Genomic DNA, 23492 nt, shown 5'->3' with positions numbered 1-23492 from the left:
CAGGTTACTGTCAGTTTCGTGTTCGCTGCAGAACGTCGCCAATTGATCCTCGAAATGGTGCGCGCCAACGGGGCTGTATCGCTCCGAGAGCTCGCCCGTGTCGTCCAGACCTCCGAAGTGACCGTACGGCGGGACGTGCGGGCGCTGGAGGCAGAAGGACTCCTCGACCGCCGGCACGGCGGTGCGGTACTGCCGGGCGGTTTCACGCGGGAGTCCGGCTTTCCGCAGAAATCCCATCTCGCGACCGCGGAGAAGACGGCCATCGCCGACCTCGCCGCGGGACTCGTCGAAGAGGGCGAAGCCATCGTCGTCGGCGCCGGGACGACCACACAGGAGCTGGCCAGACGGCTCGCCCGGGTTCCCGGGCTCACCGTCGTCACCAACTCCCTGCTCGTCGCACAGGCGTTGGCGCACGCCAACCGCGTCGAGGTCGTCATGACCGGCGGCACCCTGCGCGGGTCGAACTACGCGCTGGTCGGCAGCGGGGCCGAGCAGTCCCTCCAGGGCCTGCGCGTCTCCCGGGCCTTCCTCTCCGGCAGCGGACTGACCGCCGAGCGCGGTCTGTCCACGTCCAACATGCTGTCCGCCAGCGTCGACAGGGCGCTGGTGCAGGCCGCCGCCGAGGTGGTGGTCCTCGCGGACCACACCAAGCTCGGCACCGACACGATGTTCCAGACGGTGCCGACGGACGTCATCACGCGTCTGGTCACCGACGAGCCGCCGCAGCACGACGACCGCGCCGCGACCGAGTTGCAGGCCCTGGCGGACCAGGGCGTGCAGATCGCCGTCGCCGGCCCGGGACCGGCGGGCTCAGGGGCAGAGAGCGTCCCGACCGGACGCCAGCCCCGCCGGGACATGCCGCTGCCCGGTCAGCGGCGTACGCACCCGGGCGGCCCCGGGGCGCTGCGCGGCGCCGGAGCGCTGGCGGACCAGCAGTCCGGGCCCGCCGAGCGGGAGCGGGCCCGCGTCGCCGACATGCGCCGCCGCTGAACCGGAGCTCCGGTCACCCCGGACCCGGCTCCGCCCGTAGCCCCTTCAGCGTCAGCGTCAGCAGCCGGTCGGCCAACTCCGGATCGTCCGGGGCCTGTTCGGCGGCCAGCGCGATGGCGTTCGTCAGCTGCATCACGTCGCCGATCGACACGTCGGGCCGCACGGCGCCGCTCTCCTGAGCCCGTACGAGCAGCCGCTCACCCGCCGCGTTCATCGGCGTACTGCACCGCGCGAGGGCCGAACTCTTGTCGCGGGAGGCCGACATGAGCGCGCGGGCGAGCCCGCGGTACTCACCGGCGTGCGTGACGATGTCGCGCAGCCAGACGACGAGCGCGGAGCACGGTGCGTCGCTGTCGGCGAGTTCCCGCGACCGTGCGAGGAGTTCGTCCACGGCGCCCTGGAAGACCGCGCTCATCAGGGCGTGCCGGGTGGGGAAGTGCCGGTACAGCGTGCCGATGCCCACCCCGGCGCGGCGTGCGACGTCTTCGAGGGAGGCGTCGGTGCCGTGCTCGGCGAAGGCGGTACGGGCCTCGGCCAGCACGCGTTCGTAGTTGCGCCGGGCATCGGCGCGCATGGGCCGCACCGCCCCCGCGGCGGTGGCCGGGGCCGGCCGGGTCCCGTGCCCGGGGGCCGGCTGCTGCGTCCGGGACTCCGACGGCGGCCGCGACAGCGGCGGGGTCGGCGCTCCCGACGGCTGTGGTCTGCTCGTCGCCATGGCGTTGCCCTTTCCTGCTCCGGTCTCCAGGATGCCATTGCGAGCCGAGGGCCCCGCCGGTATCGACGGGGCCCTCGGCTCACTCACGGCGCACGGCCGCCGGACGTCAGTCCTTGATCTCGCAGATGACGGCACCGGACGTGAGCGACGCGCCGACCTCGGCGGTCAGGCCCTTGACGGTGCCGGAACGGTGCGCGTTCAGCGGCTGCTCCATCTTCATGGCCTCCAGGACGACGACCAGGTCGCCCTCCTTGACCTCCTGGCCCTCCTCGACCGCGACCTTGACGATCGTGCCCTGCATGGGCGAGGCGAGGGTGTCGCCGGAGGCGGCGGGGCCGGACTTCTTCGCGGCGCGGCGCTTCGGCTTGGCGCCGGCGGCCAGGCCGGTCCGGGCCAGCGTCATGCCCAGCGAGGACGGCAGCGAGACTTCGAGCCGCTTGCCGCCGACCTCGACGACGATGGTCTCGCGACCGGACTCGTCCTCGTCCGCGTCGGCGCCCGGAACGGTGAAGGGCGGGATCTCGTTGACGAACTCGGTCTCGATCCACCGGGTGTGGACCGTGAACGGGTCGGAGGTGAACGCCGGGTCCGCGACGACCGCGCGGTGGAACGGGATGGCGGTGGCCATGCCCTCGACGTTGAACTCCGCCAGAGCGCGCGCGGCGCGCTGGAGCGCCTGCTCGCGGCTGGCGCCGGTGACGATCAGCTTGGCCAGCAGCGAGTCCCACGCCGGGCCGATGACGCTGCCCGACTCCACGCCCGCGTCCAGGCGGACACCGGGGCCGGACGGCGGCGCGAAGGCGGTCACCGTGCCGGGGGCGGGCAGGAAGCCGCGGCCCGGGTCCTCGCCGTTGATGCGGAACTCGATGGAGTGCCCGCGCACGGCCGGGTCGTCGTACCCCAGCTCCTCGCCGTCGGCGATCCGGAACATCTCGCGGACCAGGTCGATGCCGGTGACCTCTTCGGAGACCGGGTGCTCGACCTGGAGGCGGGTGTTGACCTCCAGGAAGGAGATGGTGCCGTCCACGCCGACGAGGAACTCGACGGTGCCGGCGCCGACGTAACCGGCCTCCCTGAGGATGGCCTTGGACGCGCGGTACAGCTCGGCGTTCTGGGCCTCGCTCAGGAACGGCGCGGGGGCCTCCTCCACCAGCTTCTGGTGGCGGCGCTGGAGCGAGCAGTCACGGGTGGAGACGACGACGACGTTGCCGTGGCTGTCGGCCAGGCACTGCGTCTCGACGTGGCGCGGCTTGTCGAGGTAGCGCTCGACGAAGCACTCGCCGCGGCCGAAGGCGGCGACGGCCTCGCGGACGGCGGAGTCGTACAGCTCCGGTACCTCTTCGAGCGTACGGGCGACCTTCAGGCCGCGGCCGCCGCCGCCGAAGGCCGCCTTGATGGCGATCGGCAGACCGTTCTGCTCGGCGAACGCGACGACCTCGTCGGCGCCGGAGACCGGGTCCGGCGTACCGGCGACGAGCGGGGCTCCCGCGCGCTGCGCGATGTGCCGGGCCGCCACCTTGTCGCCCAGGTCGCGGATGGCCTGCGGCGGCGGGCCGATCCAGGTCAGGCCCGCGTCGAGCACGGCCTGCGCGAACTCGGCGTTCTCGGAAAGGAAGCCGTAGCCGGGGTGAACGGCATCCGCCCCCGAATCCTTGGCGGCCTGGAGCACCTTGGCCATGTCCAGGTAACTGGCGGCCGGGGTGTCACCGCCCAGAGCGAACGCCTCGTCGGCCGCGCGGACGTGCAGAGCGTCCCGGTCCGGGTCGGCGTAGACGGCTACGCTCGCGATCCCGGCATCCCGGCAGGCCCGAGCAACGCGGACAGCGATTTCGCCTCGGTTGGCGATGAGCACCTTGCGCACGATTGGCTCCCTCCTTGAAACAAGCTGAGTTTAGGGACTGCCGACACGGACCTACGACCCATCCCCAATAGTGAGCTTGCCCACACGGAGCGTGATGCGAGTCCCGCTCGAGTCGCGAATTCCCTTGTCGCACCACGGTACGACGGGTTCTCCCACCGCACAGTAGCCCTCGGGTGTGGCGCAGGTCTCTGTCTGGGCGGCCAGCGGCGCGCCAGCTTTCTTTGTCGGGTCCCTACGAAGCGCCGCGCGATTCTTTGCCGTCGGCACCGGCCGCGTCAGAACCCTTGTACGGAGCATTACCGGTTAGTAGCGTTTGGGTGTCGCTACGTACTAGGGGTAACAGCCGGAAGAGGGTGGGCGCCGTGGCGCGCAGGCCGATAGCTGCCGCTGCCGCGGCGGTGCTGGTCGTGGAAGCCGTCGGGATCGTGTTCGTCCACTGGATCCTCGGCAAGGTCGTCAGCGGGCAGTCGATGTCCCTCGCCGGGCTCGACCCGGATGTGATGTCCACGTCGACGTACGTGATGGGCGGCGGCTTCGGCCTCTACCTGGTGGCGTGCGGGGTGCTGCTGCTGCGCGCCGCGCTGACGGACCGGGCGCCCGGCCGCCTCGGCCGCATCCTGCTGATCGCCTGCGCGGTGGTGCACGGGGTGCTCGGGGCGCTGTGCGTCGGGCTGGTCGGCTGGGCCGCGTTCGTGGTGCTGATGGCCGAGTTCGGCCTCGTCGTGCTGTCGGTCATCGCGTACGGGAAGCGGGACGAGCGGGACGCCGGCGGCGTCTCCGGCCCCGCGGACACCCAGGACGTTCCGCCCACCGGGCCCGCGAACGGGGCTCCGGCGCCCGCCTGACGGCCCCTGCCGCCTCGCCTGCGACAGCTCCGGGGGCTTCCGGTCGCGGCGCGCCGGAGCCGTGCGCCCCGGCGCTCAGAGGAACGCGAGCCGGGCGCCGAGGGCGGCGAACGCGCCCGCGAAGACCCTGCGCATCACGGTCAGCACCCGGGGCCGGCTCAGGACGTGGCGGCGCATCGCGGCGGCGAACACCCCGTACAGCGCGAACACCACGAAGGTGAGCAGCATGAACACGGCGCTCAACTCGGCCATCCGCAGCGGTACGCGGGGCTCGCCCGGGCTGACGAACTGGGGCAGGAAAGCGAAGAAGAACACGGTCAGCTTGGGGTTGAGGAGGTTCATGAGGACTCCGGAGGTGAGGACCTTCACCGCCGACGGGTTCCCGGTCTCCTGCTCCGCCGTCAGAGCGCCCTTGTCCCGCAGCGTGCTCCACGCCATGTACAGCAGGTAGGCGACGCCCAGGTACTTGAGGATCTGGAACGCCGTCGCGCTCGTGTGGAGCAGCGCGGCCAGGCCGGTGATCGCCGCCACCATGTGCGGCACGACCCCGAGGGTGGAGGCGGCTGCGGCCAGCGCGCTCGCGCGGGCGCCGCGCGAGAGGCCGGCCGCCATCGTGTAGAGGGCGCCGGTGCCGGGGGTGGCCACGACGACGAGCGAGGTCAGCAGGAATTCTGTGGTCATGCGTTCAGCGTCGCGCCACTATGGACCGGTGAACAGGTCCATTGACTCCTCGTCAGACCGGTCCATAACCGCGTCCCCCGGATCGGACTTCCTCCAGCTGGATCCCGGCGAGGCACCGGCCGGCGGGCTGTCCGACTGGCTGGCGGCCAGGCTGAGGACCGCGATCGCGGACGGGAGCCTCCCGGTCGGCGGCAGGTTGCCCGCCACCCGGGTCCTCGCGGCCGAGCTGCGGGTCTCCCGCGGGGTGGTGACCGAGGCGTACCAGCGCCTCACCGAGGACGGCCACGTGGCGGGCCGGGGGAGGGGCGGGACGGTGGTCGTCGCGGCCCCCGTGGCCGCCGCCCCTGCTCCCGCCGCCGCGCCCGCCGCGCCCGCGCCCCCCGGTGCGGTGTTCACCGCGACGCCGCCCGGCCCGGACGTCTTCGACGCGCTGCGCGCGGTCCGGGCGCGCATCGACCTGTCGCCCGGCGTCCCCGACCTCGCCGCGTTCCCCCGCACGGCGTGGCTGCGTGCCGAACGCGCCGTGCTGAAGGACCTGTCGGCGTCCGACCTCGGGTACGGGGACCCGCGCGGGGCGCCCGGACTGCGCGACGCGGTGGCGAACTGGCTGGCCCGCAACCGGGGGTTCAGGGTGGACCCGGCCGACGTCGTGATCACGTACGGCACCGCGCAGGGCCTCGGGCTGCTGGCGCAGGTGCTTCGGGACGACGGGGTCCGCGCGATGGCGGTGGAGGACCCCGGGTCGCTCGGGGCCCGGCACCATCTGCGCGACCGGCGGCTGGAGACGCCGCCGGTCGAGGTGGACGCCGAGGGTATCCGGGTCGACGCGCTGCGGGCCACCGGCGCGGAAACGGTGCTGCTCACCCCGGCGCACCAGTTCCCGACCGGAGTGGTGCTCGGCGGCCGGCGCCGGCGGGAGCTGATGCGGTGGGCGGCCGGGGGCGGTCTGCTCGTCGAGGACGACTACGACGCCGAGCACCGCTACGACCGGCCGCCGGTGCCCGCGCTGCGCTCGGTGCTGGCGGAGCGGGTCTGCTACGCCGGGAGCGTGTCCAAGCTGCTGGCGCCCGCGCTGCGGGTGGGATGGATGCTGGCGCCGCCGCGGTACCGGGACGCCCTGGTGGAGGCCAAGCGGTTCGCCGACCTCGGCAACGCGGTGCTCCCGCAGCTCGTCCTGGCCCGCCTCATGGAGTCGGGCGAGATGGAGCGCCATCTGCGCCTGCTGCGGCGTCGGCACCGGCGTCGCCGTGACGCGATGATCACGGCGATCCGGGCGCATCTGCCGGGGGCGGTGGTGCACGGGGCGGCGGCGGGCCTGCACCTGATGATCACCTTCGACGGCGCGCGCTTCGACGACACCGGCCTCGCGGCGGCGGCGCTCGCGCGCGGCGTCAAGGTGCAGCCGCTGTCGTGGCACCGGCAGCGGGCGGGCAGCCCCGGCCTGGTGCTCGGTTACGCCGCGACGCCCCCGGGCGGCATCACCCAGGGCGTCGCGGCGCTGGGCGAGGCCCTGGCGGAGGTGGCTGCGGGGGTCAGGCCCACAGGGCGGTGATCGGCGTGCCCAGCTCGCCCAGCAGGCGGCGCAGCAGGGGCAGCGACAGGCCGATGACGTTGCCGGGGTCGCCGTCGATGCCGTCGACGAACGGGGCCGAGCGGCCGTCGAGCGTGAAGGCGCCGGCGACGTGGAGGGGTTCGCCGGTGGCCACGTACGCGGCGATCTCGGCGTCCGTCGGCTCGCCGAAGCGGACGGTGGTGGACGCGGTGGCGGAGGCCCGGCGGCCGGTGGCGGTGTCGATCACGCAGTGGCCGGTCTGGAGGATGCCGGAGCGGCCCCGCATGGCCTTCCAGCGGGCGGTGGCGTCCTCGGCGTCGGCGGGCTTGCCCAGTGCGGCCCCGTCGAGTTCGAGCACGGAGTCGCAGCCGACGACGAGGGCGCCGGCGGCCTCGGGGCGGGCGGCCACGGACGCGGCCTTGGCCTCGGCGAGTACGAGTGCCAGCTCGCCCGGCGTGGGCGCGGTGACGGCGTCCTCGTCGACGCCGCTGACGATCACCTCGGGGGCGAGCCCGGCCTGGCGCAGGAGTCCGAGGCGGGCGGGGGAGGCGGATGCGAGGACGAGGCGGCGGCGCGGATCAGTCATGCGCTTCATCGTACGAGGCGCGCGGGAGGCGGCCGGGCGCCCCGTACGGCGACGGAGGCAACCCCCACGGACGTGACCCCGCGGACGTGACCCCGCGGCGGACGGAAGGTTCAGCGGATACCGGCCGCCAGCATCGCCAGCACCATCGCGAGGGCGAGCAGTACGCCCGCGCGCCGGAGCATCGCCTGCGTCTCGCGCAGTTCTTTCGGAGGCTCGTTCTCCGGGTCGGACCACAGCATGCCTTCGATCCTGCGACCGAAACGGCTTCGGCGCCTGAGTACGTGTACTCAGGGCGTCCAGTACCAGGGGACTAATTCCGGGTGAACGCTCCGGTCTTCGCCGCCGTCACGGCCACCGCCGCCGCCCGCACCGCGTCCGCGTCGGACAGGGGTTCGCGGCTGACGAGGAAGCGGTAGTAGAGCGGGGCCGAGACCGCCCGCACCACCTCGCCCGCGTCCGTGCCGGCCGGCACCTCCCCCCGGTCCGCCGCGCGGTCCACGCACGGCGCCCAGGCGTGGATGCGGGTCGCGTAGAAGCCGTTCAGTGCCGTCGCGCACTCCTCGTCGCACGCCGCCGCCGCGACGACCGCCTGGAACACCGGGCCCATGCGGGGGTCGGTGAGGGTCCGGTGCACCAGGCGGGCGTTGGCCAGCAGATCGCCGTCCAGCGATCCGGTGTCGGCGGCGGGGACCGACTGCTCGGCCATGTCCCGCAGCAGATCGGCGACGAGTCCGGCCGCCGAGCCCCAGCGGCGGTAGACCGTCGTCTTGCCGACGGCGGCGCGGGCCGCCACCCGGTCCGGGTTCACCCCGTGGAAGCCGCCCTCCACCAGCGCGTCCCGCGTCGCCTCCAGCACGGCGGCGCGCACCTTGGCGGTCCGGCCGCCGGGGCGCACGGTCCCCGGCGTGGCCGAGGCGGACGGCTGCAAACGGGAATTCTGTTCCATTAGGCGCTCCGAGTCTGGTACGGTCCCCGCATCTTAACGGAACTGATTTCCCATTAGGGAAGGCCGTGCCCATGAACGCCCACCGTGTCCGCCGTATCGCCGCCCCCGTCGCCGCCTCCGCCCTCGCGCTCGGCCTGCTCGGTGCCGCCCAGCCGGCGCCCGCGCCCCAGCCCGTCGCCCGCTGGACCGCCGCCTGGGGCGCATCGCCCCAGTCCCCCAGCACCGGTTTCACGCCCAACTGGTCCCAGGAGGGCTTCTCGCACCAGACCGTCCGCCAGGTGGTCCGCGTCACGGCCGCCGGCGAACGGGCCCGTATCCGCCTCTCCAACGCCTACGGGACCTCGCCGCTCGACGTCACCGGCGCCACGATCGCCCGCACCGCGAAGGGCGGCGGCGCCGCGGTCGAGGCCGGCAGCGTCCGCCACCTCACCTTCTCCGGCAGACGGTCTGTGCGGATACCCGCGCGCGGCGAACTGCGCAGCGACCCCGCCGCCCTGCCCCTGGACCGGCTGGAGTCCGTCACCGTCACCCTCCACTTCGCCGGCACCACCGGACCAGCCACCTTCCACGCCCAGGCATGGACCGGCACCTACCGCGCCGAAGGGGACCACCGCGCCGACCCGTCCGGCGCGGCCTTCACCGGCACCACCCGGTCCTGGTACTACCTCTCCGGCGTCGAGGTCGGCTCGGCCCCTCTCCGCGAGCCCCGCGAGCCCCGCAAGAAGGACGGCGTCGTGCTGTTCGGCGACTCGATAACCGACGGCTTCGGCTCGACCCCGGACGCCGACCGCCGCTGGTCCGACGCCCTCGCCGAGCGCACCGGCCGACCGGTCGTCAACCAGGGCATCGGCGGCAACCTCGTCCTCAACGACTCGGCCTGGTACGGCGAACGCGCCACGGCCCGCTTCGGCCGCGACGCCCTCGACCAGCCCGGCGTCTCCACCGTCGTCGTGCTCGAAGGTGTCAACGACATCGGCTTCAGCGAGGCGAAGGACCGGCCGACCTACAAGCCCTCGCCGGTCGTCTCCTCCGCCGAACTCGTCGCCGGCTACCGGAAGCTGATCCGCGCCGCCCACGCCGAGGGCCTGCGGATCGTCGGCGCGACCCTGCTGCCGCTCAAGGGCTCCGACCACTGGGGCGAGCACGCGGCGCGGGTGAGCGACGAGGTCAACCACTGGATCCGCACGTCGGGCGAGTTCGACGCGTACGCCGACTTCGACCGGGCGCTCGCCGACCCGGCCGACCCCGACCGCCTGCACCCGGCGTACGACCACGGGGACGCCCTGCACCCCGACGACGCCGGCTACCGGCTGATGGCGGAGACCCTCGCCGAAGTCCTCTGAGGCCAGGACGGCGAAGGCCGGACCCGCTCACCGGGCCCGGCCTTCGTCACTTCGTCTAGCCGGGCCAGTACGTCCGGCCCCAGGCCGTCGGCCCCGGCTGCGGCAGCCGGTGCCTGGCCACCCTGGCCGGGTCCGACCAGGCGGTCGGCGGTTCCTCGGCGCCGGACGGCGCGCCGGCCGCCGCCGCGGCGCGTGCCTGGACCACCGCCAGTGCGGCGGCCAGCTCCTCAGGGGTCGGGTTGCCCCGTACGACCTTGATCATCGTCAGGCGCCTTCCTAGAGGGGGATGTTGCCGTGCTTCTTCGGAGGGAGGGATTCCCGCTTGGTCCGCAGCTGACGCAGTCCGCGCACGATGTGGCGGCGCGTCTCCGACGGCATGATCACCGCGTCGACGTAACCCCGCTCGGCGGCGACGTACGGGTTCAGCAGCGTGTCCTCGTAGTCGGCGATCAGCTCCGCGCGGGTCGCCTCCGGGTCCTCGGCGGCCGCGATCGTCCGCCGGTGCAGGATGTTCACCGCGCCCTGCGCGCCCATCACCGCGATCTGCGCGGTCGGCCACGCCAGGTTCAGGTCCGCGCCCAGGTGCTTGGAGCCCATGACGTCGTACGCGCCGCCGAACGCCTTGCGGGTGATGACCGTGATGAGCGGGACCGTCGCCTCCGCGTACGCGTAGATCAGCTTCGCGCCGCGCCGGATGATGCCGCCGTACTCCTGGTCCACGCCCGGCAGGAAGCCGGGCACGTCCACGAACGTCAGCACCGGCACGTTGAACGCGTCGCAGGTGCGGACGAAGCGCGCGGCCTTCTCGGACGCGTTGATGTCCAGGCAGCCCGCGAACTGCATCGGCTGGTTGGCGACGATGCCGACCGGGTGGCCCTCGACCCGGCCGAAGCCGGTGACGATGTTCGGCGCGAAAAGCGCCTGCGTCTCCAGGAACTCGCCGTCGTCCAGCACGTGCTCGATGGCCGTGTGCATGTCGTACGGCTGGTTCGCGCTGTCCGGGATCAGCGCGTCCAGCTCGCGGTCCTCGTCGGACGTCTCCAGGTCCGCCTCCTCGGGGAAGGCCGGCGGCTCGCTGAGGTTGTTCGAGGGCAGGTACGAGAGCAGCGACTTGACGTACTCGATCGCGTCCTTCTCGTCGCCCGCCATGTGGTGCGCCACACCCGACGTGGTGTTGTGCGTGCGCGCGCCGCCGAGCTCCTCGAAGCCGACGTCCTCGCCCGTGACGGTCTTGATGACGTCAGGACCGGTGATGAACATGTGCGAGGTCTGGTCGACCATCACCGTGAAGTCGGTGATCGCCGGCGAGTACACCGCGCCGCCGGCGCACGGGCCGACGATCAGCGAGATCTGCGGGACCACACCCGACGCGTGCACGTTGCGGCGGAAGATCTCGGCGAACAGGCCGAGCGCGACGACGCCCTCCTGGATGCGCGCGCCGCCGCCGTCGTTGATGCCGACGACCGGACAGCCGGTCTTCAGTGCGAAGTCCATCACCTTGACGATCTTCTCGCCGTAGACCTCGCCGAGGGACCCGCCGAAGATGGTGAAGTCCTGCGAGTAGACGCAGACCGGGCGGCCGTCGACCGTGCCGTAGCCGGTGACCACGCCGTCGCCGTACGGGCGGTTCTTCTCGATGCCGAAGTTCGTCGAGCGGTGCCGGGCGAACTCGTCGAGCTCGACGAACGACCCCTCGTCCATGAGGAGATCGATGCGCTCACGGGCCGTCAACTTGCCCTTGGCGTGCTGCTTTTCGACCGCGCGCGCGGAGCCCGCATGCGTCGCCTCGTCGATACGGCGCTGCAGATCCGCGATTTTGCCCGCGGTGGTGTGAATGTCTGTCTCGGGCTCGGACATCGGGATGCGGCTCCCTGCCTGGTCAGCGGACGGCTACTGGCACGTAGCGTAGCGGCGCGTGTGCCGCTCGGCAGTGCGTCGTTTGCCACACCTACGCTGGGTTGCATGACGCCTCCCGATGCTTCAGACCACCGCTGGTCCGACCTCGACCGGCCGCCGCTCAGCGCCGTCGCGCTGCGCCGCGCACTCGTGCGGGAGGGCAGCCTGTGGACGTCCCTGGACGTCGTCGCCTCCGTCGGATCCACCAACACCGACCTCGCCGCGCGGGCGGCCGGCCTCCCCGAAGGGGCCGTCCTCGTCGCCGAGGAGCAGACCGAGGGCCGGGGCCGCCTCGACCGGCGCTGGTCGGCGCCCGCGCGCTCCGGGCTCTTCTTCTCCGTCCTGCTGAAGCCCACCGGGATCCCCGTCGAGAAGTGGGGCTGGCTGCCGCTGCTCGCCGGCGTCGCGGTGGCGAGCGCCCTGTCCCGGTCCGCCGGCGTCGACACGGCGCTCAAGTGGCCCAACGACCTGCTGGTGACGGTCGGGGGCGAGGAACGCAAGGCCGGCGGCATCCTCGCCGAGCGGGCCGCGGACGGCGTCGTCGTGGGCATCGGCGTCAACGTCACCCTGTCCGAGAAGGAGCTGCCGGTGCCCGGCGCCGGGTCGCTGGCGCTCGCGGGAGCGGTCTCGACGGACCGCGATCCGCTGCTCCGGTCCGTGCTGCGTTCGCTCGACCGGTGGTACGGCGAGTGGCGGGCGTCCGGCGGCGACCCGGCGGCGAGCCGGCTCCAGGAGGCGTACGCGGCGGGCTGCGCGACCCTCGGCCGGACCGTACGGGCGGAACTGCCCGGCGGCCGGTCGGTGACCGGCGAGGCGGTGGCGGTCGACGGCCACGGGCGGCTGGTGCTGGCGACCGCCGAGGGGGTCCAGCAGCCGGTGGGAGCGGGTGACGTCGTACACCTCAGGCCGGGGGCGAGTACAGAGGGAACGCGCGGGACGGGGGAGTGAGCTACGGCACACCTGCCGTATCGTTGAGGCGATCCGTGACGGATCGGTGCGACAGACGATCGGCAGGACACACGGCAGTGCGCAGGGAACGGGCAGGAGGCGGTAGGTGACCGTCGACGACGCGGGGTCCTCTGCGGGTGCGCGGCGGGGCCGGGGCGCGACGCCGGACCCGGGTGCGGCCGTGCCGTCCGGGGCCGGTGCGGGTGAGGAGTCCTCTGTGGGTGCGGCAGCCTCCTCCGGCCCCGGCGCGGGTGCTTCCGCGGCCGGGGAGGGCTCCCCGGCGAACCGGGCGCCCGCCGAGAACGGACCGGACGGGTCCGGCGGCGCCGACGCGCCGGACGCCTCCGCCGCGGGCGGTCCGCCGCACGGGATCGTCCGCGCCGACGGGACGGACGGCACCGTGCCCGCCGCCGTGGACCCCTCGCCGTACCCCACTCCGCACCACGCCGTCGACCACACCGCCGAGCCGACCGACGATCCGCTCGCCATCCGGCTGGAGCAGCTCATCCTCGGTGCCGAGCGCCGGTACACCCCCTTTCAGGCCGCCCGTACGGCCGGCGTCTCCATGGACCTCGCGTCCCGGTTCTGGCGGGCCATGGGCTTCGCCGACATCGGGCAGGCCAAGGCGCTGACCGAGGCGGACGTCCTGGCCCTGCGGCGGCTCGCCGGTCTCGTCGAGGCGGGGCTGCTCAGCGAACCGATGGCGGTGCAGGTCGCCCGGTCCACGGGACAGACCACCGCCCGGCTGGCGGAATGGCAGATCGATTCCTTCCTGGAGGGTCTGACCGAGCCGCCGGAGCCGGGCATGACCCGGACCGAGGTCACGTATCCGCTGGTCGAGCTGCTCCTGCCCGAGCTGGAGGAGTTCCTGCGCTACGTCTGGCGGCGCCAGCTCGCCGCCGCGACCGGCCGGGTCGTCCAGGCCGCCGACGACGAGGAGATGGTCGACCGCCGGCTCGCCGTCGGGTTCGCGGACCTCGTCGGGTTCACGCGGCTGACGCGGCGGCTGGAGGAGGAGGAGCTGGGCGAGCTGGTCGAGGCGTTCGAGACCACCTGCGCCGACCTCGTCGCGGCGCACGGCGGCCGGCTCATCAAGACGCTGGGCGACGAGGTCCTGTACGCGGCGGACGACGCGGGCACGGCGGCGGAGATCGCGCTGCGGCTCATCGAGACGATGGCCGCGGACCAGACGATGCCGGCCCTTCGCGTCGGCATAGCGTTCGGCACGGTCACCACCCGCATGGGCGATGTGTTCGGCACGACCGTGAACCTGGCCAGCAGGCTCACCTCGATAGCGCCGAAGGACGCACTCCTGGTGGACGGGGCGCTGGCCGAGGAGCTGTCGCGGACGGGCGACGCGCCGGTGTCCGAGGCGGAGGCCGCCGCCGAGGCGGAGAAGGCGGAGAAGGAGGGCGTCGCACCGCCCTCGTACCGCTTCGCGCTCCAGCCGATGTGGCAGCGGCCCGTGCGCGGGCTCGGCACCGTCGAACCATGGCTTCTGACCAGGCGCTCCACCTAGGATCCTCCCGGTAACGATCGTTAACCGGGAGGGTGTGGCATGACCGCGGAACAGGAACGCTTCGGGGAGTTCGTCGGCGTACGGCGGCACGGGCACGTCGCCGAGCTGGTCCTCGACCGGCCCAAGGCGATGAACGCGGTGTCGACGGACATGGCCCGCTCCGTCGCCGCGGCCTGCGACGCGCTGGGCGCCGACCCGGGGGTGCGGGTGACGGTGGTGACCTCCAGCCACGAGCGCGCGTTCTGCGTCGGCGCGGACCTCAAGGAGCGCAACTCCTTCACGGACGCCGAGCTGGTGCGCCAGCGGCCGGTGGCCCGGGGCGCGTACACCGGGGTGCTGGAACTGCCGATGCCGACGATCGCCGCCGTGCACGGCTTCGCGCTGGGCGGCGGTTTCGAGCTGGCGCTGGCCTGCGACCTGATCGTGGCGGACCGTACGGCGGTGGTGGGACTGCCGGAGGTGTCGGTGGGCGTCATCCCCGGCGGCGGCGGTACGCAGCTGCTGCCCCGGCGGGTCGGGGCGGCGCGGGCGGCGGAGCTGGTGTTCACGGCGCGGCGCGTGGAGGCCGCCGAGGCCGCCTCCCTCGGACTGGTGGACCTGCTGGTGGACGCGGGGCGGGACCGCGAGGAGGCGCTGGAGCTGGCGGCGCGGATCGCCGGCAACTCGCCGGTCGGGCTGCGGGCGGCGAAGCGGGCCATGCGGCTCGGGCACGGCCTCGACCTGCGGGCCGGCCTGGAGGTCGAGGACGCGGCGTGGCGGTCGGTGGCCTTCTCGGGCGACCGGGCGGAGGGCGTGGCGGCGTTCAACGAGAAGCGTGCACCCCAGTGGCCGGGCGAATAGGGATCAAACGATACAAATCACCCCAGACTCCCTAAGCTGGGGAGATGGGTGAGGATGTGCGGCTGCGGGCCGTCGTGACGCTGGCGCAGGCGATGGCGGCGGCGCACACCCCGCGCGAGTCCTGGCGCGCGGCCGCGCTGGGCGCGCAGCAGGCGTTGGGGGGCAGCTTCGCGGCGGTCTCGGTGTGGGAACGCGAGCTGGGGCGGTTGCGGGTGCTCGTCAACGCGGGCGCGCGGGCCGAGGGCGAGGAGGAGTTCCCCGAGGGGGAGACCTATCCCGTGCACCAGTTCCCGGAGATCACGGAGTTCCTGCACGAGAAGTGGGCGGGCGGCGGCGAGCCCAACGCCTGGGTCGAGACGGCGCGGGGCCCCGGGCCGACCGCCCGCCCCGCCGGTTACTGCCACCAGCGCGTGGCGGCGCTGCGGCGACGCGGGCGCGGGTCCTGCGTGGTCGCGCCGATCGTGCTGCGCGGGCAGGCGTGGGGGGAGCTGTACGTGGCCCGGCCCGCCGGGGCCCCGGTCTTCGGCCGGGCCGACGCGGACTTCGCGACGGTGCTCGCCTCGGTCGTGGCGGCCGGCATCGCCCAGACGGAGCTGCTGGAGGAGGTCCGCAAGCTCGCCTTCACCGACCCGCTGACGGGGCTCGCGAACCGGCGGGCCGTCGACATGGGGCTCGACGAGGCGGTGGAGCGCCACCGGGAGTCCGGGGCGGTCGTCAGTCTGGTCGTCTGCGACCTGAACGGTCTCAAGCGGGTCAACGACTCGCTCGGCCATGCGGTGGGCGACCGTCTGCTTGAACGTTTCGGCTCGGTCCTGTCCCTGTGCGGCGCGATGCTGCCCGGGGCGCTGGCGGCGCGGCTCGGCGGCGACGAGTTCTGCCTGCTGGCGGTGGGGCCGCCGTCGGACGCGGTGGTGAAGGTGGCCGAGGACCTGTGCGTACGGGCCACCGAGATGGACCTGGGCGAGGGGGTGGCCTGCGGCGTCGCCTCGACCGGTGATCCGATCGGGCCGGTGCGCACGGCCCGCCGCCTCTTCCGGCTCGCGGACGCGGCGCAGTACCGCGCGAAGGCGGCGCGGTCGGCGCGACCGGTGGTCGCGGGACGTGACGGCGCGGTGGTCCGCCTCGCCGATGCCCCGCCCGCAGCGCCGCACGATCGCCGGGCGTTCCGGGGTCTGCGGCCGGGCGAGGAGGGGCCGCCCGGCGTCTGAGAGGCCGTCGGCCGGTGTCCGCACGCCCGTGGACAGGGGCGGCGGGCGGCCCGCGTTGCGGTAAGGGGTCAACCCGTCGTCGGGTAGTGACAGATTGGGATTCAGTCCGTAGGGTTCTGAATATGGATATGCACACAGTCGTGCTGGGGACGTCCGGGACGACCGCAGCGGACGTCATCGCCGTCGCCCGGGACAACGCCAGGGTCGAGCTCTCCCCGGAGGCCGTCGCCGCCCTCGCCGCCTCGCGCGAGATCGTCGACGCGCTGGCCGCCAAGCCGGAGCCCGTCTACGGCGTCTCGACCGGCTTCGGCGCCCTCGCCTCCCGGCACATCAGCCAGGACCTGCGCGCCCAGTTGCAGCGCAACATCGTCCGGTCCCACGCCGCCGGCATGGGCCCGCACGTCGAGCGCGAGGTCGTACGCGCCCTCATGTTCCTGCGGCTCAAGACCGTCGCCTCCGGCCACACCGGCGTACGCCCGCACGTCGCCCAGACCATGGCGGACCTCCTCAACGCCGGCATCACGCCCGTCGTCCACGAGTACGGCTCGCTCGGCTGCTCCGGCGACCTGGCCCCCCTCAGCCACTGCGCCCTCGCGCTGATGGGCGAGGGCGACGCGGCGGGGCCCGACGGCGTCGTACGGCCCGCCGGCGAACTGCTCGCCGCGCACGGCATCGCCCCGGTCGAGCTGCGCGAGAAGGAGGGCCTGGCCCTCCTCAACGGCACCGACGGCATGCTCGGCATGCTGATCATGGCCATCGCGGACCTGAAGCGGCTCTACACCTCCGCCGACATCACCGCGGCCCTCAGCCTCGAAGCGCTCCTCGGCACCGACAAGGTCCTCGCGCCCGAACTGCACGCCATACGGCCCCACCCCGGCCAGGGCGAGTCCGCCGACAACATGCTCCGGGTCCTCGCGGGCTCCGGGCTCACCGGCCACCACCAGGACGACGCGCCCCGCGTCCAGGACGCCTACTCCGTGCGCTGCGCCCCCCAGGTCGCCGGCGCCGGACGCGACACGATCGCATACGCCCTGACCGTCGCCGAGCGGGAGCTGGCCGCCGCCGTCGACAACCCCGTCGTGCTGCCCGACGGCCGCGTCGAGTCCAACGGCAACTTCCACGGCGCGCCCGTGGCGTACGTACTGGACTTCCTCGCCATCGCCGCCGCCGACCTCGGCTCCATCTGCGAGCGCCGTACCGACCGGCTCCTCGACAAGAACCGGTCGCACGGGCTGCCGCCCTTCCTCGCCGACGACGCCGGTGTCGACTCGGGCCTGATGATCGCCCAGTACACGCAGGCCGCCCTGGTCAGCGAGATGAAGCGGCTCGCGTCGCCCGCGTCCGTGGACTCGATCCCGTCCTCCGCCATGCAGGAGGACCACGTCTCCATGGGCTGGTCGGCGGCGCGCAAGCTGCGCACCACGATCGACAACCTCGCCCGCATCGTCGCCGTCGAGCTGTACGCCGCCACGCGCGGCATCGAACTGCGCGCCGGCCTGACGCCCGCGCCCGCCTCGCAGGCCGTCATCAAGGCCGTGCGGGACGCGGGGGTCCAGGGCCCCGGCCCGGACCGCTTCCTGGCGCCCGACCTCGCCGCGGCCGACGCCTTCGTACGGGCGGGCGGACTCGTCGCGGCCGTCGAGCCGGTGACAGGACCGCTCGCCTAAGGGAGCGGGGGAGGACCGGACCGCCGGACGCCGAAACGGAACCGGACGGGCCGGACCGCGGGGGCGTCAGCGCCGCCGGAAGAGTGGAGCGGGGGCCGTGCGTCAGATCACCGGACGCGCGGCCCTTCGCATCGAGTACGCCATGAACCCGGCGCCCACGCCGAGGAACGCGGTGCCGCCGAGCAGGTACGGCGTCGTGTCCACGCTGCCCGTGTCGGCCAGCGCGAGATCCTGGTCCTGCGCGGACCGGGCGGGGGACTGGGCGGGCGACTGCGCCTGCGACGCGGGCTGCGGCTTCGCCTCCTGCTCCGCCGTGGCGTTGGCGGACGGGACGAACCACAGGGCACACAGCAGTGTGCCCGCGGCGGTGGCGGTCAGCAGCGGTCGGCGTGCGGACACGTAATCGATCCCCCTTGAGGCAACCGGGAATTGGCCGTGTGCGCCGATGCTAATGAAAGCAGCGGGTCGCAGGAAAGTCGCGGGGGTCCCGCAGCCTACGCTCCGAGACATGAACGCAACTGACACCTCCCGCTTTGTCCGTCTCCAGGTGGAATTGGTACTCGAAATCTCGCACCCCGGAGAACTCACCGAAGCGGCTCTCGCCCATGTCTCGCAGGACGCCCATGCGGCGGACGTCGAACGCACGCATGCCGAGGCCGCCGTGCGGGAAGACGAGGCTGAGGCCCTCGCCCACCTGGTGGACCCGTTCGACCTGATCAGCGGCGTCCCCGGGGTGGAACTCGCGCAGGCCTCGTGGAGCAGCGAACGGATCGACTACAACCCCGACGCCGTGGAGTGGGACCTGGATGACGACGACGAGGAGGGCCCCGCGTAGCGTTCGCGGTGAGCCGGGCCCGCCCGGCGGGCGCCGCGAAGAATTGCGCGCCGCCGCCGCAACCGGCGGCGGCGTGGCTGCGTCGATCACTGTGTTCAGTGGTGTTCCCCACATTCCCCCCAGATGTGGAACGGACGAAACGGTACAGGTGTTTAAAACATTGGCAGGGTGACGCTGCCCAGCGGCTCTGCCCGGGGACTGTGTGGGGAATCGGCAACGATGGAGAAGCGTGTGATGACGGACAGCAAGCGGCGCAGGGGCCTGATGGCCGCGTCCGCACTGCTAAGCGGCGTTCTGGTCCTTTCGGCGTGCAGCGACGGCGGCGACAAGGGCGGCAGCAGCGCCCAGAACTCGAAGAAGTCGCAGGCCGAGGTGGACGAGGCGGCGGCCAAGGACACCTCCAAGGCCCGAATAGCGATCACGCCCAAGGGCGGCGCCGACAACGTCAGCATCAACCGCGGCACCAAGGTCACCGTCAGCGAGGGCAAGCTGACCGAGGTCACCATGACCTCGACCGCCGGTGCGAAGGTGGCCGGCACGATCGCCGCCGACGGCAAGAGCTGGAAGCCGGACGCGCAGCTCGAGCGCTCGACGACGTACAAGATCGCCGCGACGGCGGCCGACTCCGAGGGCCGTGAGGCCCACGAGAACGCCTCCTTCACCACCGTCTCGCCCGCCAACAGCTTCATCGGGAACTTCACCCCCGACGACGGCTCCAAGGTCGGCGTGGGCATGCCGGTGTCGATCAACTTCGACAAGCCGATCACCGACAAGGCCGCCGTCCAGAAGGGCATCACGGTCACGTCGAGCAGCGGCCAGGAGGTCGTCGGCCACTGGTTCAGCTCCCAGCGCCTCGACTTCCGCCCCCAGGAGTACTGGAAGGGCGGCTCCACGGTCACCATGAAGCTGGCTCTCGACGGCGTCGAAGGCGCCGAGGGCATCTACGGCGTCCAGGACAAGACCGTCACCTTCAGCGTCGGGCGCAACCAGGTCAGCACCGTCGACGCCAAGACGAAGACCATGACGGTCACGCGGGACGGCAAGACGATCAAGACCATCCCGATCTCCGCGGGCGCGCCGGACAACCCGACGTACAACGGTCAGATGGTGATCTCCGAGAAGTTCAAGGAGACCCGGATGAACGGTGCGACGGTCGGCTTCACCGACGACGACGGCAAGGGCGAGTACGACATCAAGGACGTGCCGCACGCCATGCGGCTGTCCACGTCGGGCACGTTCATCCACGGCAACTACTGGGGCGCCGACTCGATCTTCGGCAGCGCCAACACCAGCCACGGCTGCGTGGGCCTGAACGACGCCAAGGGCGCGAACGACCCGAACCAGCCGGGCGCGTGGTTCTTCGACAACTCCCTCATCGGCGACGTGGTCGTGGTCAAGAACTCCCCGGACAAGACCATCAAGCCGGACAACGGCCTCAACGGCTGGAACATGGACTGGGAGCAGTGGAAGGCCGGCTCCGCGGTCTGATCCGAGCCTCCTCCCCGCGTTCCCCCAGCACGTACGACGGCGGGCGTCACCCTCGACTCCGAGGGCGGCGCCCGCCGTCGTACGCCGTCCGGCCCGCCCTCGCCCCGTGATGGGCCGTCCGGGCCGGCCTCCCGCCCGCGTCCGCTTCTCATACGGCTCTCAGACCGGCCTTATCCAGCCATCACGAGCCGCCCATAGCTTCGCGCCATGTTCTTCACCTACCTCCGGCGCGAACTGCGCCGCCGCAGAAAGGCGGCCTTCGTGGTCGCCTCCGGCCTCGCGCTGGGTATCGCACTGGTCATCGTGGTCAGTTCGGTCTCCGCCGGCATGGGCCGCGCCCAGGACAAGGTCCTGGAATCGCTGTACGGACTCGGGACCGACATGACGGTCACCAAGGCCGCGCCACCGCCGGGTGAGAACGACAGCAGCCGCAAGCCGCGCTTCGAGTTCGACGCCAAGGACAGCGGCGACGACAAGGAGCAGAGCAGCGACCGGGTGCTGGTGCAGGGCTTCCAGACCCTCGCCGCCTCCACCGTCGCCGAGGTCGCGGACCAGGACGGCGTCGCGGACGCCGTCGGAGGACTGAGCCTCCAGGTCCTCAAGGTCAGCGGCCAGTTCAAGCGCGGCGAGATCGACAGGGCGCAGCCCGCGAAGCCGGGTGTGCCGGGCGGCGGCGGAGCGGTGCGCGGCGGCGGCGCCGCCTTCGGCGTCGACTCCTTCTCCGTCTACGGAACCGACGTCACCGAGCCCGCCCTCGGCCCGCTCACCTCCTCGAAGATCACGGCGGGGCGCGCCTTCACGAAGTCGGAGACCGACGCCAGGACCGCCGTGGTCGACAGCGCCTACGCCAAGGAGAAGAAGCTCGGCGTCGGCGACAGCGTCACCGTCTCCGGTACGAAGTACGAGGTCGTGGGCATAGCGACGGCCGACAGCGGAGACGCCGCCGCCAACGTCTACCTCCCCCTCAAGCAGGCGCAGACCCTGGCCGACGCGAAGAACAAGGTCACCACCGTCTACGTCAGGGCCACCGACTCCCAGCGCATCCAGGACGTCAAGACGGCCGTGCGGAAGAACATCCCGGGCACCACCGTCACCACCTCCGCCGACCTCGCCGACACCGTGTCCGGCTCCCTGTCCACCGCGTCCGACCTGGCCACCAGCGTCGGCAAGTGGCTCTCCGTCGTCGTACTGGCCGCCGCCTTCCTGGTGGCCGGGCTGCTCACCTCGGCGGCCGTCAGCCGCCGGGTGCAGGAGTTCGGCACGCTCAAGGCGCTCGGCTGGAAGAGCGGCCGCGTCACCCGCCAGGTCGTCGGCGAAGCCCTGGCCAACGGCCTGCTCGGCGGTGCGCTCGGCATCGCCGTGGGCGTGGGCGGCGCGTACCTCGTCACCGCGATCAGCCCCACCCTCACCGCCCAGCTCGGCGGCGGCGCAGGCGGTGGCGGCGGGGCCGCCGCGACCGTGACCGGCCCCGGGGGCGGCATGGGCGGCCCGCTCCGGCAGGCCGGCGGCAAGGCCGTGGACATCGCGCTCACCGCGCCGGTCTCCCTCACCACCATCGGTCTCGCCGTGGCGCTCGCCGTAACCGGCGGACTCGTCGCGGGCGCCTTCGGAGGCTGGCGGGCCTCCCGGCTGCGCCCGGCCGACGCACTGCGCCGCGTGGCCTGATGCGCGCGCCCTCCCGTACCCCCTTCTCGTCCCGCAGGAGTTGACCCACCCATGTACCAGCTCAGAGGCGTCACCAAGCGCTACCGGCGCGGCCGGGAAACGATCGACGCGCTCGCCGGTGTCGACCTGACCATCGAGGACGGCGGCCGGCTCGTCATCCAGGGCCCCACCGGCGGCGGCAAGTCCACCCTCCTCCAGATGCTCGGCGGCCTCGACCGGCCGACGTCGGGCAGCGTCGAACTCGACGGCGTCGACCTCGCCGCGCTGCCGGAGGCCCGGCTCACCAAGGTCCGCGCCGAAAGCATCGGCTTCGTCTTCCAGAGCTTCAACCTCATCCCCACCCTGACCGCCCAGGAGAACGTCGAGACGGCGCTCGTACCGCTGGGCCTGAAGGCGGCGGACCGGCGCGAACGGGCGGGGGAGGCGCTGCACTCCGTGGGCCTCGGCGAACGCCTCGGCCATCTGCCCGGCGAGATGTCCGGCGGCCAGCAGCAGCGCGTCGCGATCGCCCGCGCGCTCGTCAAGCGGCCCAAGGTACTGCTGGCCGACGAGCCCACCGGAAACCTCGACGAGTCGATGCGGGACGAGATCATGGAGCTGCTGGAAGGGCTGTGGAAGGAGCACGGGCTGACGTTCGTGATGGTGACCCACGACAGCGCGATCGCCCGCCGCGCACCGCGCCTCGCCACCATCCGCAAGGGCCGCGTCACGGTGACGGAGAACGCGACCACGCCCTGACCACCACCGGCCCGCCCCGGGACGCCGCGGGGCGGGCTGCGCCCGGCGGACCGGCGGAACTCGCGTGCGGGCCCGGGATGGCGCGCGTACGTTCCCGCACATGCCTCTCACCGTGAACACCCTGGCCACCCCGCCCACCGACGCCGAGGCCGACGCCTGGCACGCCGTCGTCACCGCCGCCCACGCCCACGACCTCCCCGCCGACATCCCGCCCCCGGGCCGTGCCCTGACCGGCGGCAAGATACAAGTGCCCTCGCCGCGCGGCCGGATGACCGCCTTCGCGGTGACCGCGCCCGACGGGTCGTACGAAGGAGTCGCCTCGGTGCTCCTGCGCACGGACCCGGGCAACGAGCACACCGCGTTCCTCGACACCCTGGCGGTACGCCCCGGGGCGCGGCGGCGCGGAGTGGGGTCCGCGCTGTGGGAGGCCGTACGCGCCGAGCTGGCCGCCGACGGCAGGACCTCCGTCGCCACCGAACTCGACCGGGGCGGCGAGGGGGAGGGGTTCGCCGCCGCACGCGGCTTCGCGAACGTACTGCCGCACACCTGCTACGTACAGGACACGACGCTCCCGCGCCCGGACGGCGAACTCCCCGACGGCTATGCGTTCGTCGCCTGGGAAGGCGTCGTCCCCGACCACCTCGCCGCCTCCTCCGCCGCCGCGCACAGCGCCATGGACGACGCCCCCAGCGGCGAACGGGACGAGGCGCCGCCCTCCTGGGACGCGGACAAGGTTCGCGCCGCCGCGCAGGTCGTCCACGACCGGGGCGGAATGATGTTCACCGTGGCCGCCGTCGACACCCGGGGCGGCGGCGAGGCCGTCGCCGCGTACACCGAGATCGTGCTGGGCGACCCGTCCGACGTACGCGCGCTCCAGTACGACACCGTGGTCGTGCCGGGTCACCGGGGCCGGGGCCTGGGCCGGGCGGTGAAGTCGCGGATGCTGCGCGAGCTGGCGCGCGAGCGGCCGCGAGTGCGGTGGATCGGCACCACGGTGGCGGAGGACAACGGGCCGATGCGAGCCGTCAACGAGGCCCTCGGCTACCGGCGCGAGCGGGCCGGGGGGATCTTCCAGGCGAGGGTCTGACGTCCGGTGACCGGGCGGACCGCGGCGGAGCGGGGACCGGCGGCCCGCCGGGCGCTCAGCCCGCCGATCCCGCACGCCCCTC

Annotated in this window: 23 protein-coding genes; 14 read left to right on the top strand and 9 right to left on the bottom strand. The window is 73.1% G+C overall.

What is annotated here, in order from left to right; translation table 11 throughout:
* Positions 1–18 precede the first annotated feature (18 nt).
* Positions 19–990, top strand: coding sequence for a DeoR/GlpR family DNA-binding transcription regulator (locus ACWGH0_RS10840; RefSeq protein ID WP_453403823.1), 972 nt, complete (start codon positions 19–21; stop codon positions 988–990).
* A gap of 13 nt (positions 991–1003) precedes the next feature.
* On the opposite strand, the gene ACWGH0_RS10835 is transcribed toward ACWGH0_RS10840, so the two are convergent.
* Positions 1004–1564, bottom strand: a complete 561-nt coding sequence (locus ACWGH0_RS10835) for a TetR/AcrR family transcriptional regulator (protein WP_453403822.1) — start codon at positions 1562–1564, stop codon at positions 1004–1006.
* A gap of 247 nt (positions 1565–1811) precedes the next feature.
* Positions 1812–3566: an acetyl/propionyl/methylcrotonyl-CoA carboxylase subunit alpha gene (locus ACWGH0_RS10830; RefSeq protein WP_453403821.1), complete on the bottom strand. Its 1755-nt coding sequence runs from the start codon at positions 3564–3566 to the stop codon at positions 1812–1814.
* A 353-nt stretch (positions 3567–3919) separates the two neighbouring features.
* On the opposite strand from ACWGH0_RS10830, the gene ACWGH0_RS10825 reads away from it, so the two are divergent.
* Positions 3920–4411 (top strand): hypothetical protein, encoded by a 492-nt coding sequence (locus ACWGH0_RS10825; protein WP_453403820.1) that lies wholly within the window; start codon positions 3920–3922, stop codon positions 4409–4411.
* 75 nt (positions 4412–4486) lie between these two features.
* On the opposite strand, the gene ACWGH0_RS10820 is transcribed toward ACWGH0_RS10825, so the two are convergent.
* Positions 4487–5092 (bottom strand): LysE family translocator, encoded by a 606-nt coding sequence (locus ACWGH0_RS10820; protein WP_453403819.1) that lies wholly within the window; start codon positions 5090–5092, stop codon positions 4487–4489.
* Here ACWGH0_RS10820 and pdxR point away from each other — a divergent pair.
* Positions 5091–6644: a MocR-like pyridoxine biosynthesis transcription factor PdxR gene (pdxR, locus tag ACWGH0_RS10815; protein ID WP_453403818.1), complete on the top strand. Its 1554-nt coding sequence runs from the start codon at positions 5091–5093 to the stop codon at positions 6642–6644. The genes ACWGH0_RS10820 and pdxR overlap by 2 nt on opposite strands.
* Here pdxR and ACWGH0_RS10810 read toward each other — a convergent pair.
* The 3 genes from ACWGH0_RS10810 to ACWGH0_RS10800 all read right to left on the bottom strand — a co-directional run bounded on the left by ACWGH0_RS10810 (position 6625) and on the right by ACWGH0_RS10800 (position 8176).
* On the bottom strand, positions 6625–7239 hold the full coding sequence (locus ACWGH0_RS10810; RefSeq protein ID WP_453403817.1) for a Maf family protein: 615 nt from the start codon (positions 7237–7239) through the stop codon (positions 6625–6627). The two genes, pdxR and ACWGH0_RS10810, sit on opposite strands and share 20 nt — an antisense overlap.
* A 101-nt stretch (positions 7240–7340) precedes the next feature.
* Positions 7341–7469 (bottom strand): morphogenic membrane protein MmpB, encoded by a 129-nt coding sequence (gene mmpB, locus ACWGH0_RS10805; protein ID WP_453403816.1) that lies wholly within the window; start codon positions 7467–7469, stop codon positions 7341–7343.
* Positions 7470–7540: 71 nt separating this feature from the next.
* Entirely contained in the window at positions 7541–8176 is a 636-nt protein-coding gene (locus ACWGH0_RS10800; RefSeq protein WP_453403815.1) for a TetR/AcrR family transcriptional regulator, read from the bottom strand.
* Between the two features lie 71 nt (positions 8177–8247).
* Here ACWGH0_RS10800 and ACWGH0_RS10795 point away from each other — a divergent pair, with 71 nt between their 5' ends.
* Positions 8248–9519, top strand: coding sequence for an SGNH/GDSL hydrolase family protein (locus tag ACWGH0_RS10795; RefSeq protein ID WP_453403814.1), 1272 nt, complete (start codon positions 8248–8250; stop codon positions 9517–9519).
* 55 nt (positions 9520–9574) lie between these two features.
* Here ACWGH0_RS10795 and ACWGH0_RS10790 read toward each other — a convergent pair whose 3' ends face one another.
* Entirely contained in the window at positions 9575–9781 is a 207-nt protein-coding gene (locus tag ACWGH0_RS10790; protein WP_138896790.1) for an acyl-CoA carboxylase epsilon subunit, read from the bottom strand.
* 14 nt (positions 9782–9795) lie between these two features.
* Entirely contained in the window at positions 9796–11376 is a 1581-nt protein-coding gene (locus tag ACWGH0_RS10785) for an acyl-CoA carboxylase subunit beta (RefSeq protein ID WP_453403813.1), read from the bottom strand.
* A gap of 105 nt (positions 11377–11481) precedes the next feature.
* On the opposite strand from ACWGH0_RS10785, the gene ACWGH0_RS10780 reads away from it, so the two are divergent.
* From ACWGH0_RS10780 to hutH, 5 genes are all read left to right on the top strand, one after another.
* Positions 11482–12363, top strand: a complete 882-nt coding sequence (locus tag ACWGH0_RS10780) for a biotin--[acetyl-CoA-carboxylase] ligase (RefSeq protein WP_453403812.1) — start codon at positions 11482–11484, stop codon at positions 12361–12363.
* A gap of 412 nt (positions 12364–12775) precedes the next feature.
* On the top strand, positions 12776–13882 hold the full coding sequence (locus ACWGH0_RS10775; RefSeq protein WP_453403879.1) for an adenylate/guanylate cyclase domain-containing protein: 1107 nt from the start codon (positions 12776–12778) through the stop codon (positions 13880–13882).
* 39 nt (positions 13883–13921) lie between these two features.
* Positions 13922–14722, top strand: a complete 801-nt coding sequence (locus ACWGH0_RS10770; protein ID WP_453403811.1) for an enoyl-CoA hydratase/isomerase family protein — start codon at positions 13922–13924, stop codon at positions 14720–14722.
* Positions 14723–14766: 44 nt separating this feature from the next.
* The gene (locus ACWGH0_RS10765; RefSeq protein WP_453403810.1) at positions 14767–15930 is read left to right on the top strand and encodes a diguanylate cyclase domain-containing protein; all 1164 of its coding nucleotides are present in this window, start codon (positions 14767–14769) and stop codon (positions 15928–15930) included.
* Between the two features lie 122 nt (positions 15931–16052).
* The gene (gene hutH / locus ACWGH0_RS10760; RefSeq protein ID WP_453403809.1) at positions 16053–17597 is read left to right on the top strand and encodes a histidine ammonia-lyase; all 1545 of its coding nucleotides are present in this window, start codon (positions 16053–16055) and stop codon (positions 17595–17597) included.
* A gap of 102 nt (positions 17598–17699) precedes the next feature.
* On the opposite strand, the gene ACWGH0_RS10755 is transcribed toward hutH, so the two are convergent.
* Positions 17700–17996 (bottom strand): hypothetical protein, encoded by a 297-nt coding sequence (locus ACWGH0_RS10755; protein ID WP_453403808.1) that lies wholly within the window; start codon positions 17994–17996, stop codon positions 17700–17702.
* Between the two features lie 109 nt (positions 17997–18105).
* Between ACWGH0_RS10755 and ACWGH0_RS10750 the strand changes: the two genes are divergently transcribed.
* The 5 genes from ACWGH0_RS10750 (at position 18106) to ACWGH0_RS10730 (ending at position 23410) form a co-directional block, all read left to right on the top strand.
* Positions 18106–18432, top strand: a complete 327-nt coding sequence (locus ACWGH0_RS10750) for a hypothetical protein (RefSeq protein ID WP_453403807.1) — start codon at positions 18106–18108, stop codon at positions 18430–18432.
* 219 nt (positions 18433–18651) lie between these two features.
* On the top strand, positions 18652–19920 hold the full coding sequence (locus ACWGH0_RS10745) for a L,D-transpeptidase (protein ID WP_453403806.1): 1269 nt from the start codon (positions 18652–18654) through the stop codon (positions 19918–19920).
* A gap of 207 nt (positions 19921–20127) precedes the next feature.
* Positions 20128–21585: an ABC transporter permease gene (locus ACWGH0_RS10740; protein ID WP_453403805.1), complete on the top strand. Its 1458-nt coding sequence runs from the start codon at positions 20128–20130 to the stop codon at positions 21583–21585.
* 51 nt (positions 21586–21636) lie between these two features.
* Complete coding sequence (locus tag ACWGH0_RS10735) at positions 21637–22323, top strand: ABC transporter ATP-binding protein (protein WP_453403804.1); 687 nt, start codon at positions 21637–21639, stop codon at positions 22321–22323.
* Between the two features lie 100 nt (positions 22324–22423).
* Entirely contained in the window at positions 22424–23410 is a 987-nt protein-coding gene (locus ACWGH0_RS10730; protein ID WP_453403803.1) for a GNAT family N-acetyltransferase, read from the top strand.
* The last annotated feature ends 82 nt before the right edge of the window (positions 23411–23492 follow it).

The sequence above is a fragment of the Streptomyces sp. NPDC054887 genome (genome assembly GCF_053610585.1).
This window is presented reverse-complemented; position numbering and strand designations above follow the sequence as displayed.

Bases quoted from the DNA above. Each gene is read 5' to 3' on its own strand.
- ACWGH0_RS10810 (WP_453403817.1), bottom strand. From the start codon at position 7,239: ATGAAGCGCATGACTGATCCGCGCCGCCGCCTCGTCCTCGCATCCGCC.
- hutH (WP_453403809.1), top strand. From the start codon at position 16,053: ATGGATATGCACACAGTCGTGCTGGGGACGTCCGGGACGACCGCAGCG.
- ACWGH0_RS10820 (WP_453403819.1), bottom strand. From the start codon at position 5,092: ATGACCACAGAATTCCTGCTGACCTCGCTCGTCGTCGTGGCCACCCCC.
- ACWGH0_RS10795 (WP_453403814.1), top strand. From the start codon at position 8,248: ATGAACGCCCACCGTGTCCGCCGTATCGCCGCCCCCGTCGCCGCCTCC.
- ACWGH0_RS10765 (WP_453403810.1), top strand. From the start codon at position 14,767: ATGGGTGAGGATGTGCGGCTGCGGGCCGTCGTGACGCTGGCGCAGGCG.
- ACWGH0_RS10785 (WP_453403813.1), bottom strand. From the start codon at position 11,376: ATGTCCGAGCCCGAGACAGACATTCACACCACCGCGGGCAAAATCGCG.
- ACWGH0_RS10745 (WP_453403806.1), top strand. From the start codon at position 18,652: ATGGAGAAGCGTGTGATGACGGACAGCAAGCGGCGCAGGGGCCTGATG.
- ACWGH0_RS10790 (WP_138896790.1), bottom strand. From the start codon at position 9,781: ATGATCAAGGTCGTACGGGGCAACCCGACCCCTGAGGAGCTGGCCGCC.
- pdxR (WP_453403818.1), top strand. From the start codon at position 5,091: ATGCGTTCAGCGTCGCGCCACTATGGACCGGTGAACAGGTCCATTGAC.
- mmpB (WP_453403816.1), bottom strand. From the start codon at position 7,469: ATGCTGTGGTCCGACCCGGAGAACGAGCCTCCGAAAGAACTGCGCGAG.
- ACWGH0_RS10780 (WP_453403812.1), top strand. From the start codon at position 11,482: ATGACGCCTCCCGATGCTTCAGACCACCGCTGGTCCGACCTCGACCGG.
- ACWGH0_RS10735 (WP_453403804.1), top strand. From the start codon at position 21,637: ATGTACCAGCTCAGAGGCGTCACCAAGCGCTACCGGCGCGGCCGGGAA.
- ACWGH0_RS10740 (WP_453403805.1), top strand. From the start codon at position 20,128: ATGTTCTTCACCTACCTCCGGCGCGAACTGCGCCGCCGCAGAAAGGCG.
- ACWGH0_RS10770 (WP_453403811.1), top strand. From the start codon at position 13,922: ATGACCGCGGAACAGGAACGCTTCGGGGAGTTCGTCGGCGTACGGCGG.
- ACWGH0_RS10730 (WP_453403803.1), top strand. From the start codon at position 22,424: ATGCCTCTCACCGTGAACACCCTGGCCACCCCGCCCACCGACGCCGAG.
- ACWGH0_RS10800 (WP_453403815.1), bottom strand. From the start codon at position 8,176: ATGGAACAGAATTCCCGTTTGCAGCCGTCCGCCTCGGCCACGCCGGGG.
- ACWGH0_RS10835 (WP_453403822.1), bottom strand. From the start codon at position 1,564: ATGCGCGCCGATGCCCGGCGCAACTACGAACGCGTGCTGGCCGAGGCC.
- ACWGH0_RS10750 (WP_453403807.1), top strand. From the start codon at position 18,106: ATGAACGCAACTGACACCTCCCGCTTTGTCCGTCTCCAGGTGGAATTG.